Source organism: Mesorhizobium sp. P2_F7 (genome assembly GCF_056403695.1).
In genome coordinates this window covers 143,821-156,968 of the sequence record NZ_JBFUFA010000003.1, presented here as the reverse complement: position 1 = coordinate 156,968, position 13,148 = coordinate 143,821, and the positions used below count along the sequence as shown (strand labels likewise).

The window sequence follows — 13,148 nt, the reverse complement described above, 5'->3', positions numbered from 1 at the left end:
GACCCAACAGCAAGAACCACACGGACGGGAAAAATGCTCCACACGATTTCGGCCTTCGACCGCCTCGGCGAGGAAAACGCCTTTGCCGTGCTCGCGAGGGCGACGGCGCTGGCGCAACAGGGCCGCGACATCGTCAATCTCGGCATTGGCCAGCCCGACTTCAAAACGCCGCAGCACATTGTCGAGGCGGCGATCAAGGCGCTGCGCGACGGCCACCATGGCTATACCCCTGCCAACGGTCTGCTGGCGACGCGCGAGGCGGTGGTGCGGCGCACGCTGACCACGACCGGCGTCGAGGTCTCGGCCGAGAATGTGATGATCCTGCCCGGCGGCAAGCCGACCATGTTCGCGGCGATCCTGATGTTCGGCGAACCCGGCGCCGAAATCCTCTATCCCGATCCCGGATTTCCGATCTACCGCTCGATGATCGAGTTCACCGGCGCTGCACCCATTCCGGTGCCCATCCGCGAAGAGAACGGCTTTGCCTTCTCGGCGGAGGAGACGCTGGCGCTGATCACCTCGAAGACCAGGTTGCTCATCCTCAATTCGCCGGCCAACCCGACCGGCGGCGTCACGCCGCGCGCCGAGATCGAGAAGCTGGTCAAGGGACTGGAGAAACACCCACAGGTCGCCATCATGTCGGACGAGATCTACGACGTCATGACCTATGACGGCGAGACGCATTTCTCGCTGCTCAATTTCCCCGAAATTCGCGACCGGCTGATCGTGCTCAATGGCTGGTCGAAGACCTGGGCGATGACCGGCTGGCGCATGGGCTGGTCGATCTGGCCGAATGGCGAAAAGGGCGCCCACCTCTACGACAAGGTGCGCAAGCTCGCGGTCAATTGCTGGTCCTGTGTCAACGCCCCCAGCCAGTTCGCAGGCATCGCGGCCATAGACGGCCCGCAGGACGATGTCGACAAGATGATGCGCGCCTTCGATCGCCGCCGGAAGGTCGTGGTAGAGGGGCTGAACGCCCTGCCCGGCGTCTCCTGCATCACGCCGAAGGGCGCCTTCTACGCCTTCCCCAATGTTTCGAAGACCGGCTGGAAAGCGAAGAAACTCGCCTCGGCGCTGCTCGAGGATGCCGGCGTGGCGCTGATCGGCGGCCCCGATTTCGGCATTCTCGGCGAAGGCTATATCAGGCTCTCCTACGCCAATTCCGAAGAGAACATTCTGCGCGCGCTGGAGCGGATCGAGGCGTTCCTGAAGAAGTAGGGCTTACTACAAAAGCGCGCGCTGCCCCTCATTGCCCTGCCGGGCATTTCTCCTCGTATAGTGACGGGGAAGAGCTGGCCGCACCCCCGCACCTACGCGACAGCGCCCCTCGCCCCGATTACGGGGAGAGGATGCTGGCAGGCAGGTGAGGGGCGGCGCCGACGCTTTGGCTTGCTGCCTACCCCCTGCCCACAAACGGCATCTTCGTCGCCATCACCGTCATGAACAGCACATTGGCGTCTAGCGGCAGGCTGGCCATGTGGACGACGGCGTCGGCGACGCGCTGGACGTCCATCACCGCTTCGGCGGCGATCGAGCCGTTGGCCTGCGGAACGCCGACGGTCATGGCATATGCCATGTCGGTCAGCGCATTGCCGATGTCGATCTGGCCGCAGGCGATGTCATAGGGCCGGCCGTCAAGCGCCAGCGTCTTGGTCAGTCCTGATATGGCATGCTTGGTCGCCGTATAGGGCACCGAGCCCGGCCGTGGCGCATAGGCCGAGACCGAACCGTTGTTGATGATGCGGCCGCCCATCGGCTTCTGTCTGCGCATGGCGCCAAAAGCGGCGCGGGCACACAGGAACGAGCCGGTGAGATTGACGCCGACAATGTCGTTCCAGACCTCGACCGGGATCTCGTCGATCGGTGTCGACTTGTAGCTCATGCCGGCATTGTTGAAGAGCAGGTCGACGCGTCCGAAGGCCGCTGCCACCGTCTCGAACAGGTCATCGACCTGATCGGCCTTGCTGATGTCGCAGGCAACCGCCAATGCCTTGGCGTCCGTCTTGCCGGCTTCAGTGATCGCGGCGTCGAGCACCTGTTTGCGGCGGCCGCAAAACACCGTGTTCCAGCCCGCCTTGAGCAGCGCCGTGGCGACGCTCTTGCCGATGCCGGTGCCGGCGCCGGTGACGATGGCGGTTTTCTCTGTGAGGGCTGTCATGATTTTGCTCCTGCGCACCGCGCATCCCGGGCACAGTTCGGGATGCATCCGAACGCACCGAGGCATCGCAAATGACGGGGATCATGGCAAGCCGAACACTCGGTGATCGGCTGAACAAAAAGGGCGGTCATTGGCGACCGCCCTGATCTGAACCGGGCTTGGGAGGAGGAAAAGCCGATCCGACTGCTAGAATCATGCGCTTCCTCGGTAAACGAGACGTTAACGCTTTTTTCCGGCCCGGCGGCTCTGCCTACCAGCGCGGGTTCGGCGCGGTCCCCGCAGGGGCCGGCACCTTGGCCGCCGACACGGTCGCCTCGACATGGTCGACCAGTGCATCCGGCAGGCCGAGCCGGCCTGCGAGCAGGTCGAGATAGCCGCGTTCGGCGCGCGTATCGGGGTCGATGGTCAGCCGCGACGCTGTGTAGAGTTCGAGCCTCTGCTCATCGGTCTTGGCGCCGGCGACCAGCGTGTCGAGGTCGAGCGGGCTGTCCAGCTCGGCCAGCAGGAACTTTTCGGCATCGGAACCGACGCCGGCGAGTTTGAGCTTGCCGGCGATCTTTTCGCGTTCCTCGTCGTCGACATGGCCATCGGCCTTGGCCGCCGAGATCATCGCCCGCACCAGCGTCAGCGTGAACTCGTCCTCTCCCTGCGGCGCCTGCGAGGGATGGAAAGCGGTGTCGGCGGGCGGCGGCAGCAGTTCCGGCTGGCCGGCCGCCGGCGCTTGCTCGGGCGCATTGCCGGCCTTGTAGTTCTGATAGGCCTTGTAGGCGAGGCCGCCGATCGCGGCCAGTCCGCCGAGCTTGATGGCGGTGCCCGTCACCTGGCGTCCGGTGCCGGTCCCAAGCAGCACCGCGGCCAGCGCGCCGGCGGCCAGCGGATTGTCCTTGGCCATCTGCACGGCTTGCCCTGCCTTATCGCGGACGGTGCCGGTGGTGCCGGGGACTTGCGAGCCGAGCAGGTCGTCGAGAAGCTTCTTGGGGTCGAACATGGTGCCTCCAGAAAAGGGCCCGCGCCAAACGGGTGCAGGCGGGTTTTGGACGTTGCAGACGTAGGTCCCGCTTGTTGACATTACAATGACGGACGGGCGCTTTGCCAGCGATGCAGCCTTCGAAAAAATCGGCATTACCATGTGTCGAAATGGGCTGTGGCTTCCGCTAGTGTTGCCGCCGCACTGCCGAGGGAGGACCTGCTATGACCGAAAAGACCGAACGCGAAACCGCCCGCGATCCGCAGGATCTGGAACGCCTGCTGATCGACCGGCAGTGGGTGGGAGACATTGACGGCATGGTGGCGCTGTTCGAACCCGATGCGGTGGTAGACACCGGCCAAGCCGACTTGACGCGCGGCCACGACGCGATCCGCGCCCTGTTTGAAACATTCGTCGCAAGCGGGCGAAAATTCCAACGCGGCGAGCAGCGCCCAGCGGCCATCAATGGCGATCTCGCATTGACCTCGACCCGGCTTCCCGATGGCTCGATAACCTCGGAGGTCGCGCGCCGGCAGGCCGATGGCAACTGGCTATGGGTGATCGACCGCTACTCCGTCGCCTGGTGACCGAAGCCAGCTGAGCAATATCGATCTAACTGCCGATATGGCCCCTGCCCTGCGCTTGCGCCAATTCGACCTGGCGCTGCCGCTCGGCGTAGCGGGCGCGGTCTTCGTCGGAGCGGGCCTCGTAGCAGTGTGGGCAGGACACGCCGGTGGCATAGTGCGGCGACAGCCGGTCCTCCGGCGTCAGCGGATGCCGGCAGGCGCGGCACAGTTCAGCCTCGCCCTCAGTGAGCCCATGCGACACCGAGACCCGCTCGTCGAAGACAAAGCATTCGCCCTGCCAAAGGCTGTCTTCGGCCGGAACCTCTTCGAGATATCTCAGAATGCCGCCCTTGAGATGGAACACATCCTCGAAGCCGAGCGACTTCACATAGGCCGTCGCCTTTTCGCAGCGTATGCCGCCGGTGCAGAACATCGCGACCTTGCGGCCGTCGAGCTGGTCGCGATGCTTTTCGACCCAGGCCGGGAATTCGCGAAAGCTCGACGTGCGCGGATCTATGGCGCCCTCGAACGTTCCGATCGACACTTCATAGGTGTTGCGGGTGTCGATGACGATGGTGTCGGCATCCGAGATCAGCGCGTTCCAGTCGGCCGACGTGACATAGGTGCCCGCGCCCTTCGCCGGGTCGAGATCCTCGACGCCCATGGTGACGATCTCGCGCTTCAGCCGCACCTTCATGCGATGGAACGGCATCTCGGCGGCAGTGCTGTACTTGACCTCAAGATCGGCGAGGCCTTCGATGGACTCGAGATAAGCGATCAGGTCGGCGATATCGGTCTCCGAGCCGGCGACCGTGCCGTTGATGCCTTCCTGCGCCAGAAGCAGCGTGCCCTTGATGCCGCGCCCGCAGCAGAAGGCAGCAAGCGGCGTGCGCAATTCCCGCAGCGCGTCGAAGTCGCCCAACGCTGCAAATTTGTAGAGCGCGGCGACGCGCACAGGTTCATGGTTGGACAGTGTCATCGCCAAGCCACTAAACCGTGGTCAAAGCGGATTCAAGGCAGCGCTGAAGAAGCCATCCTCCCTTCAGCCGGTCGGCCGACAGATGTGACATCGCGGCAGGCCGGGTTTCGTGGACTCGGAATCGGCCTTCTGCTAATCGGTTGAAATCATCGTTGCCGGAGAGACAAGCCAATGCCCAGCAAGACCGAAAAGCTCCTGTCGCTGCTCAACGGCCAGCCGGTCATCCCGGTGTTGAAGATCGCCAATGTCGCAGACGCCGTGCCGCTCGCCCGGGCGCTCGCCGCTGGCGGCCTGCCGGCGATCGAAATCACGCTGAGGACCGCCGATGCGCTGGAAGCGATCCGCCGCGTCGCCGGTGAGGTCGAGGGCGCCATCGTCGGCTCAGGCACCATTCTCGATGCCAGGCAGTTCAAGGAGGCGGCGGCCGCCGGCTCGAAATTCATCGTCAGCCCCGGCATCACGCGCGAGTTGCTCGCGGCGGCCAAGGATAGCGATGTGCCGCTGCTGCCCGGCGCCATCACGCCCGGCGAGATCATGGCCGCCCGCGAAGCGGGCCTGCGCTTTCTGAAATTCTTCCCGGCCGAGCAGTCCGGCGGCATCGCCTCGCTGAAGGCCTTCGCCTCGCCACTGGCCGACGTGAAGTTCTGCCCGACCGGCGGCATCTCGGCCAAGAAYGCCGCCGACTATCTCAGCCTGCCCAACGTCATCTGCGTCGGCGGCTCGTGGGTGGCGCCGGACGAGTTGGTCAAGGGCGGCAAGTGGGACGAGATCGAGGCGCTCGCCCGAGAAGCAAGCAAGCTCAAGAAGTAAACGCCAGGCACTAAAAACCCGGCCGGCTTGAGCCGACCGGGTTCGCTGCTTGGATAATGGTCAGCCGCAGACCGTAACCTTCTTCACGAACTTCTGGTGATGCCGCCAGGTCGTGACCCACTTGGTCCGGCAGTGGTTGTGATGCATGCGCATATGGTTGTTCGTCTTGATGATGACGGTAGCGGCCTGTGTCGGGGCGATTGCGGCCGAAACCGTTGCCAATGCGATGGCCGACGCCAAAAGAATGTTTTTCATTGATATCCCCAGGTTGGAACGAACCCAGCCTAACCCGCAAAAGGGCCAGTCGTTCCGGCTTCACGAGAAGTTCAGCCGCGCGTGATCGCCAGGGATGGCGTGGCATAGCTGCCAGGGCCGTGGATGGAGAGTTGGTTCCCGCTCATGGGCTCGAACCACGATTCACGCCTTCAAAGGGCGCTGTCCTACCATTAGACGAAGCGGGAATGCAGGCTGGTGGTTAGCATTCCGGAACGCTGGAAGCCAGTGCCGGAGCTTAGCCAACAGCAAAAAGCCGCGCAGGTTGCCCAGCGCGGCTTTGATGTCTGTTCCGGTCGAGGCCTCTACTTCGTCTGGAAACGGGCGACCGAAAGGAATTTTACGGCATTGCCGGTGAAGCGGTTGGCATCGGCCATCTGGTTGTCCGCCTGGAAGCCTGCGGTGTAGACCTCGCTCGGCGGCGTATGCACGATGTTGTAGGCATAGCGCGGCGCAGTCGTCGGGCTGGAAACGGTGGCGATGGTGTCGCCGCTGCTCAGCGCCCAGCGCGCCGCCTGCGGTTCCGCCGCCACCACCACGGCCTTCGGCCCTGGCTTCAGGTCGCGGGCCGAGGCCCTGGCTTCCTTGCGCGTCGTCTTGACGCCGGCGCCGATCACCGAGGCCGGATCGGTACCAGCCGGACGGGCAGCAATGGCGCCACGCGGCGTTGCTGCATCGACACCTGACGGATCGTTGAACGCCGAGCGCGGCTCAAGCGAGGCAACCTGATAGTCGTCGGTGGCACTGGCCTGTTCGAGAACGGCCTTGACCTCGTCCGGACGCTGCGACGGCAGCACCGAGAAGGCGTCGGTGGCAGTCTGCTTATGGGCAGCCGTATCGGCCAGCGCCAGAAGCACACCCTTGTCCTGTGACGAAAGCTCGGCCGGCGGCGACGAGCGGTCGGGACGCCAGGTCGGCAGCGGCACGTTGACCGCGACCTGCGCCGGTTCTGCAGCGCCCTGGTCGGCCCCTTGGTCGGCGTTGTTCGGATCAGCCATGCCAAACGGCACGCTGGTCGGTGCCTGCGCCGTCGCCACCGTCTGCTCGGTGGTGGCATCGGCCATACCGAACGGCACGGTCTCAGGCTGCTGCGCGCCGACATCGGCTTTCGGCCGCGGCGCGAAATCGGGCAGTGGCACTTCCTTGGCCGGGAGTGCGGCGATGATCGTCTCCGGCGTGTCCTGCTGCGGTTCGGAATCGTCCGCGCTGTCGTCGGCAAGCTGCGGAATATTGGCGCGCTTGGCGTTCTGCGGCGACACGATGGCGATGCCGGGCAGGTTGCTGTTGTTGTCGTTGCTCCTTGCAGCCAGGACCGGCTTCACGCTTCTCGGCGACGGCGCGTCGCTTCTCGGCGACGGCGCGGCGGTCGCGACATCGGCGCTGTCGTCGGCTTCGTCTTCGCCGCCACCGCCAAAGAAAGCAGACAGGAAGCCACCGGATTTCTTGGTGCTGCCGCCAGCGCTGGCCATCATGATGGCCGGGGAACCGGCGCCCTTGCGCGCCTTGTATGCGGCGAGTGCCTGATCGTAGCCCGGCAGCGGCCGGCCGTCGCTCGGCACATGCAGCGTCTTGCCGTTGGGGAACAGGCTGACCAGTTCCTGGCGGCTGATGCCGGGCCAATGGCGCACATTGCCGACATCCATATGAACGAAGGGCGAGCCGGACGATGGATAATAGCCGACGCCGCCGCCCTGCATCTTGAGGCCGATGTTGCGCAGCTTCTTCAGCGGCACGCCGGGAATGTAGAAGTCCATCGCCTTGCCCAGCATGTGCTGGCTTTCCTTGGCGACACCGCGGCTGCGGCTGCGCAGCATCGAATTGGTTGCCGGCGAGCGATAGCCGCAGACGACCTGGATGTAATCGGTGGCGCCGGCCTGCCGGTAGGCTTCCCACACCAGGTCGAGCAGGCGCGGATCCATTTTGGTCGGTTCGTTGCGACGCCAGTCGCGCAGGATGATGTTGATCTTCCTGAGGCCTTCCGGATCGTAGCGGCCGTTGCGCTTGTAGACGATCTCGGCCTTTTCGTGCGTGTGGAGGTGATAGAGTTTCAGCGAGCGCGTTTCAGCGCTGGCGCCGGTTGCGGCCATTGCAAGGAAACCGAACGCAACAATCACCGCTGCCAGCCATCTCGGCCAGACGCCAATGTGATAGTGCCGCCCGTCGCTGTGTCGTTCGACTTTGTTCAAATCAAAAGGCCTTGCAGGCTGCCGTTTGTCCCCGGATTTGCCCAAACGGATGCGTGGTTCTCACATCCGAATATCGATCCTAATGGTTAATCATCGCTTATTGAAGCCGAAATGCGGTAACACCGTGGCGATATCCCGTCAAAAATAATACACAGGATTTCTTGGTAAACCGCTGGTTTAGATCAAGATTCAGCCTTTTCCCGCTACACGATCTGTTACCGTTAGCCTTAATGCGTGAACAGCGCTGCTCGCATCGGCCGTATTCCCGCCGCAACCCCTTGTGCAGCGCCGACTATCGCCTGGCAAGCTGGTCCCGGCCTTGCGTTGGCAAGTTATGGAATTCGTATTTTCAATGCATGTCGCTCAAAAGTGGTCCCGGTTTTGAGAGAACGACATGCACAAATGCAAAGACCTGAAGCGCGTCGCCTGATTCCGTTCAAGCGCGACGCGCTTCAGGAGGCAAGACGGTCGAGCCGGCCGGTCTCCGGGTCGATGCCATATTCCTTGAGCTTGCGGTAGAGCGTCGAACGGCCGATGCCGAGACGGCGGGCGACCTCGCTCATCTGACCGTTATAGTGATCGATGGCCAGCTTGATCATTTCGAGTTCGACATCGGCCAGCGCGCGCACATTGCCGCGCTCGTCCAGCGCCCTCAGCGTGCCGAAACGCTGAACTAGCCTGGCCGGAGGCTCGATCTCCGCCGCGACGGGACCGACGCCATCAGTCTGCGCGCTGTCGCCTTGCGATTCGCTTCTCCAGGCCATGACGGGGTCCGACAGGGGGACGTCGGCATCGAGATTGACCGTACCATCGACCTGCGCCCGGATCTGCGGGAATTCGTCTGGTGTCAGCACGTCGCCCTCGGCAAGCACCGATGCCCGGAACACGGCGTTTTCCAGCTGCCTGATGTTTCCCGGCCAGTCATAGGCCTGCAGCATGGCCAATGCAGCTTCCGAAATGCCGTGCAGGCGATGGCCCGCCGGCGCAACCTTGTCCATGAAATGCTTGACCAGATACGGGATGTCGTCGCGCCGGTCGCGCAGCGGCGGCACGAAGATCGGGTAGACGTTCAACCGATAGAACAAATCCTCGCGGAACTTGCCGTCCTTGACCTGCTGCAGAAGGTTGCGGTGCGTGGCCGAGATCAGCCTGATATCGACCCTCACCGTGGAGCGGCCGCCAACCGGATCGACCTCGCCATCCTGCACCGCGCGCAACAGCTTGACCTGCACGTCGAGCGGCAGGTCGCCGATTTCATCCAGGAACAGCGTGCCCGAATGCGCCTCGACGAACTTGCCGGTGTGTTTGTCGGTGGCGCCGGTGAACGACCCTTTCTCGTGGCCGAACAGGATCGATTCGACCAGATTGTCGGGGATGGCGCCGCAATTGACGGTGACGAAGGGTTTTGAGCGACGATCACCGGTGCCCTGGATGGCGCGCGCCACCAGTTCCTTGCCGACGCCCGACTCGCCCTCGATCAGGATCGGGATGTTGGAGGCCGCTGCCTTCTGGCCCAGGCGGATAACCCGGTCCATCGCCGGGCTGTGCGTGATCATGTCCTTGAAGGTCAAATGCCCGCCGCGCCGCCGCGACGTGCGCTTGACCTCGTCCTCGACCGCCTCGACCTTGAGCGCGTTGCCGATCGCGGTCTGCAGCCGGTCGGGAGACGCCGGCTTGACGACGAAATCGAAAGCGCCGTGGCGCATCGCCGAAACCACCGTCTCGATGCCGCCCTGCGCGGTCTGCACGATGACAGGAACAGTAATGCCGCGTTCGCGCATCGCCTTCAGCACGCCGATGCCGTCGAGGCCGGGCATGACAAGGTCGAGGATGACCGCCGACACATCGCGCGCGCCGGGTCCGTCGAGGGCCTCCAGGCCTGCCTCGCCGCCATCGGTAACGATGGCGCTGTGGCCGAATTTCGTCACCGCCGCCTCGAGCAGCCGGCGCTGCACGGGATCGTCATCGACTATGAGAATGGAACCTGTCATGACTGATTTCAGTTGTCCGCCCGGGAAATTCCCATGGATCATCCTGGCACAGGGTTCTAAACAAGGTTTCAAAAAACCCGGTGAATGAATTCCTTAGGATTTGACCGGCTTGCCCTTTCCCTTTGATTCCAGAAGGTAATTGTTGATGAGCAGGATTCTCGGTCGGCAGCTTGCGGCGGCAGCGTCCGGTCAGGGCGCGGCGGAGCTCGGCGACCTGCCGGAATGGAACCTCGGCGATCTCTATTCCGGCATGGAGGCGCCCGAGCTGAAGCGCGACATTGCCAAGGCGGCGGCCGACGCTGTCGCCTTCGAGAACCGCTGGAAGGGCACGCTGGCCGCGGAGGCCGGGCGAGGCAGCGCCGGCAAGCTCGGCGAGGCGCTGGCAGCCTATGAAGCGCTGGAGGAACTGATCGGCCGCATCGTCTCCTATGCCGGTCTGATCTATGCCGGCAACACCGCCGATCCGCAGCGCGCCAAGCTCTATGGCGACATCCAGGAGAAGATGACCGATGCCAGCGCGCATCTGTTGTTCTTCGCGCTGGAGCTGAACCTGATCGACGACAAGGCGCTCGAAGCGGCCCTCGCCGCCGACGCGGGCTTCGCGCATTATCGGCCCTGGGTCATCGATCTGCGCATGGACAAGCCATACCAGCTCGAGGACCGCGTCGAGCAGCTTTTCCATGAAAAGTCGATCACCGGGCGCGGCGCCTGGAACCGCCTGTTCGACGAGACGATGACCGATCTGCGCTTCGACATAGACGGCGAGGAGCTGACGCTGGAGCCGGCGCTGAACCGCCTGCAGGACGCCGATGGCGAGGTGCGCCGCCGCGCCGCCGAGGCGCTGGCCACGACCTTCCGCAAGAGCCTGCGCACCTTCACGCTGATCACCAACACGCTGGCCAAGGACAAGGAGATTTCCGACCGCTGGCGCGGCTTCGAGGACATCGCCGATTCACGCCATCTCGCCAACCGTGTCGAGCGCAGCGTGGTCGACGCTCTGGCGTCCGCCGTGCGCGAGGCCTATCCGCGCCTGTCGCATCGCTACTATGCGATGAAGGCGCGCTGGCTCGGCATGGACGTGATGAACCACTGGGACCGCAATGCGCCCTTGCCCGAAACCCCGCAGGCGGTGATCCGCTGGGACGACGCCAGGAACACGGTGCTGTCGGCCTATCAGCGCTTTTCCCCCGACATGGCGGAGATCGCCCGCGTCTTCTTCGACCGCAACTGGATCGACGCGCCGGTCAGGCCCGGCAAGTCGCCAGGCGCCTTTGCCCATCCGACCGTGCCTTCGGCGCACCCCTACGTGCTGCTCAACTACATGGGCAAGCCGCGCGATGTGATGACGCTGGCGCATGAACTCGGCCATGGCGTGCATCAGGTGCTGGCCGGCGGCCAGGGCGCGCTGATGGCCTCGACGCCGCTGACTTTGGCCGAGACGGCCTCTGTCTTCGGCGAGATGCTGACCTTCCGTTCGCTGCTCGACCAGACCACCGACAAGCGCGAGCGCAAGGCCATGCTCGCCCAGAAGGTCGAGGACATGATCAACACGGTCGTGCGCCAGATCGCCTTCTACGAGTTCGAGCGCAAGGTGCATGCCGAACGCAAGAACGGCGAACTGACTTCCGACAAACTTGGCCAGTTCTGGCTGGAGGTACAGGCCGAGAGCCTGGGGCCGGCGATCAAGCTGCGTGAGGGCTACGAGGTCTTCTGGACCTACATCCCGCACTTCATCCACTCGCCCTTCTACGTCTACGCCTATGCCTTCGGCGACTGCCTGGTGAATTCACTCTACGCCGTCTACCAGAATGCCGAGCACGGCTTCCAGGACAAGTATTTCGAGATGCTGCGTGCCGGTGGAACCAAGCATCACTCCGAGCTTCTCGCGCCCTTCGGCCTCGACGCCACCGACCCCGCCTTCTGGCAGATCGGCCTTGGCGTGATCGGCGGCTTGATCGACGAACTGGAAGCGCTCGACAGTTGACGTTGCGCACCCGTTGGACCGGTGGCGCAAAGCGACAGGTTCGGCGGCGGACTCGACTTTGCGAAATCACAGAACAGTTTAGCCGGAATGCATGTGACGGCAGCTCTGTTCTTGTTCTAAATACCTGTTCTTGAAGAACTCTCCGGCGAAATTTTCCGTTAGCTTTCCAGAATCCGTATGATAGCCTTTCCGACTGAAGCTCAGCCGGGCGCGCGGCTCAGGCCGGACAGCATCCCGGCCCATGGCAGCGGTCCGGCGAATGCGACAGCGACGGTTGGCAATGGGCGGGAAAGCCGAACGCCGGCAGTCGACGACAGAGCGGCTGTTCCCCGAACCGCCGAACCACATTGGATGATCCGATCTGCCAAGGTCATGACTTGAGGCGGCGGCGGACGGATCCGACTGGAGAGAGACGATGACCTTCTTCTACATTGTCCTGGCGTTCCTTGTAGGTTTGTTGGTTGGCTGGTTTATCTGGGGCCGGCTGCGCGGCGAGCTTGACAGCCTGCGCGGCGACCTCGACCGCACCCGCAGCGAGCGCGACAGGCTGCGCGCCGATGCCGATCGCCTGACCGGCGAACTCGACGCCTGCGGTAAAACCCGCGCCGATCTCGAACGCCGGCTGCGTGAAACGTCTGCTCCATCGGCCAAACCTTCCAGCGCGGCGCCGGCAGCGCTGGTGTCGACACCCGCAACGGCGAAGTCCGCCCCGGCTGCGAAGCCGGCCGCGCCCGCCAAACCCGCCGCGGCAAAGCCTGCCGCCGCCAAGCCAGCTGCGGCCAAGTCCGCGGCCGCCAAGCCGGCTGCCAGCAAACCAGCGGCTGCCAAGGCGAGCGCCGCTCCGATGCCTGCCGCTTCAAAGCCGGCCGCAGCCCCGAAGAAGGCTGCCCCGGCAGCTGGGAAGGCCGACAATCTGCGCCGCCTGATCGGCATCGGTCCGGTCAACGACAAGCTGCTCAAGGGCCTCGGCGTCACGACCTACGCCCAGATCGCCGCATGGACGGCCGCCGACGTCAAGCGCATCGAGGACACGCTGAATTTCGACGGCCGCATCGCCCGCGAAAAGTGGATCGAGCAGGCCAGGTTGCTTGCCGCCGGCGACGAGACGGAATTCGCACGCCAATTCCCGACCGCCGGGACCGCCAACAACACCTGACCGATCATTGGCGATAAGGCCGACAAGGCGGCGCCTTCGGGCGCCGCTTTTGTTTTCGCAAGCGCCACCGTCTTTGCG

Annotated in this window: 11 protein-coding genes and 1 tRNA gene; 5 read left to right on the top strand and 7 right to left on the bottom strand. The window is 64.1% G+C overall.

Annotation, left to right across the window (positions count from 1 at the left end):
- Window positions 1-33 precede the first annotated feature (33 nt).
- Window positions 34-1,218 (top strand): pyridoxal phosphate-dependent aminotransferase, encoded by a 1,185-nt coding sequence (locus AC1DZ8_RS10510; RefSeq protein WP_477303675.1) that lies wholly within the window; start codon window positions 34-36, stop codon window positions 1,216-1,218.
- A 178-nt stretch (window positions 1,219-1,396) separates the two neighbouring features.
- Here the strand turns inward: AC1DZ8_RS10510 and AC1DZ8_RS10505 are convergent, their stop codons facing one another.
- Window positions 1,397-2,158, bottom strand: a complete 762-nt coding sequence (locus AC1DZ8_RS10505; protein ID WP_477303677.1) for an SDR family oxidoreductase — start codon at window positions 2,156-2,158, stop codon at window positions 1,397-1,399.
- Window positions 2,159-2,408: 250 nt separating this feature from the next.
- Window positions 2,409-3,146 (bottom strand): tellurite resistance TerB family protein, encoded by a 738-nt coding sequence (locus AC1DZ8_RS10500; protein ID WP_477303679.1) that lies wholly within the window; start codon window positions 3,144-3,146, stop codon window positions 2,409-2,411.
- Between the two features lie 203 nt (window positions 3,147-3,349).
- On the opposite strand from AC1DZ8_RS10500, the gene AC1DZ8_RS10495 reads away from it, so the two are divergent.
- Window positions 3,350-3,712 (top strand): YybH family protein, encoded by a 363-nt coding sequence (locus AC1DZ8_RS10495; RefSeq protein WP_477303681.1) that lies wholly within the window; start codon window positions 3,350-3,352, stop codon window positions 3,710-3,712.
- Window positions 3,713-3,737: 25 nt separating this feature from the next.
- On the opposite strand, the gene trhO is transcribed toward AC1DZ8_RS10495, so the two are convergent.
- The gene (trhO, locus tag AC1DZ8_RS10490; RefSeq protein WP_477303683.1) at window positions 3,738-4,670 is read right to left on the bottom strand and encodes an oxygen-dependent tRNA uridine(34) hydroxylase TrhO; all 933 of its coding nucleotides are present in this window, start codon (window positions 4,668-4,670) and stop codon (window positions 3,738-3,740) included.
- Window positions 4,671-4,841: 171 nt separating this feature from the next.
- Between trhO and AC1DZ8_RS10485 the strand changes: the two genes are divergently transcribed.
- Window positions 4,842-5,480, top strand: a complete 639-nt coding sequence (locus AC1DZ8_RS10485; protein ID WP_477303685.1) for a 2-dehydro-3-deoxy-phosphogluconate aldolase — start codon at window positions 4,842-4,844, stop codon at window positions 5,478-5,480.
- A gap of 60 nt (window positions 5,481-5,540) precedes the next feature.
- Here the strand turns inward: AC1DZ8_RS10485 and AC1DZ8_RS10480 are convergent, their stop codons facing one another.
- The 4 genes from AC1DZ8_RS10480 to AC1DZ8_RS10465 all read right to left on the bottom strand — a co-directional run bounded on the left by AC1DZ8_RS10480 (window position 5,541) and on the right by AC1DZ8_RS10465 (window position 9,930).
- Complete coding sequence (locus AC1DZ8_RS10480; protein WP_477303687.1) at window positions 5,541-5,735, bottom strand: hypothetical protein; 195 nt, start codon at window positions 5,733-5,735, stop codon at window positions 5,541-5,543.
- Between the two features lie 132 nt (window positions 5,736-5,867).
- Window positions 5,868-5,941, bottom strand: a tRNA-Gln gene (locus AC1DZ8_RS10475).
- A gap of 117 nt (window positions 5,942-6,058) precedes the next feature.
- Entirely contained in the window at window positions 6,059-7,897 is a 1,839-nt protein-coding gene (gene mepK / locus AC1DZ8_RS10470) for a peptidoglycan L,D-endopeptidase MepK (RefSeq protein ID WP_477401043.1), read from the bottom strand.
- A gap of 494 nt (window positions 7,898-8,391) precedes the next feature.
- Window positions 8,392-9,930 (bottom strand): sigma-54-dependent transcriptional regulator, encoded by a 1,539-nt coding sequence (locus tag AC1DZ8_RS10465; RefSeq protein WP_477303689.1) that lies wholly within the window; start codon window positions 9,928-9,930, stop codon window positions 8,392-8,394.
- A 145-nt stretch (window positions 9,931-10,075) separates the two neighbouring features.
- Between AC1DZ8_RS10465 and AC1DZ8_RS10460 the strand changes: the two genes are divergently transcribed.
- Window positions 10,076-11,914 carry a M3 family oligoendopeptidase gene (locus tag AC1DZ8_RS10460; protein WP_477303691.1) on the top strand — a complete coding sequence of 613 codons (1,839 nt, stop codon included), beginning with the start codon at window positions 10,076-10,078 and terminating at the stop codon, window positions 11,912-11,914.
- A gap of 415 nt (window positions 11,915-12,329) precedes the next feature.
- Complete coding sequence (locus AC1DZ8_RS10455; protein WP_477303693.1) at window positions 12,330-13,070, top strand: proton-conducting membrane transporter; 741 nt, start codon at window positions 12,330-12,332, stop codon at window positions 13,068-13,070.
- Window positions 13,071-13,148: the final 78 nt, after the last annotated feature.